Source organism: Shinella sp. M27 (genome assembly GCF_049199905.1).
In the GTDB taxonomy this organism is placed as follows: domain Bacteria; phylum Pseudomonadota; class Alphaproteobacteria; order Rhizobiales; family Rhizobiaceae; genus Shinella.
Genome location: NZ_JBLZPK010000016.1, coordinates 1 through 411, shown reverse-complemented (window position 1 = coordinate 411; position 411 = coordinate 1). Strand labels below are relative to the sequence as shown.

Annotated in this window: 2 tRNA genes; both read left to right on the top strand. The window is 56.0% G+C overall.

From position 1 onward, the window contains the following. Window positions 1-69 precede the first annotated feature (69 nt). Window positions 70-144, top strand: a tRNA-Glu gene (locus tag ACOZK4_RS06990). 132 nt (window positions 145-276) lie between these two features. Continuing rightward, window positions 277-351: transfer RNA gene (locus ACOZK4_RS06985), tRNA-Glu, on the top strand. Window positions 352-411 lie beyond the last annotated feature (60 nt).

The window sequence follows — 411 nt, the reverse complement described above, 5'->3', positions numbered from 1 at the left end:
TTTTTTGTCACAAGCGCCTTTTCCCGCTTGCGGAAGGCAAAACGCCCTTCTATAAGACGCCCACCGCACGCGCCCTTCGTCTATCGGTTAGGACGCCAGGTTTTCATCCTGGAAAGAGGGGTTCGACTCCCCTAGGGCGTGCCACGGTTCCCTCCCCTTGAAATCATTGTCTTTCAAAGCAAAGTGCCGGCATTTGCGTTGTTGAAAAAGTTGCGTCCAACGCGATTTTTCGGCTTGCGCATCCGCCCGCGCCCGACTAGAAGACGGCCACCGCACGCGCCCTTCGTCTATCGGTTAGGACGCCAGGTTTTCATCCTGGAAAGAGGGGTTCGACTCCCCTAGGGCGTGCCACGGTTTTCTCTCAAACCAGTCAGTTTCCATCTTTTCGCTGCCAGCGACACCGCTTGGTTT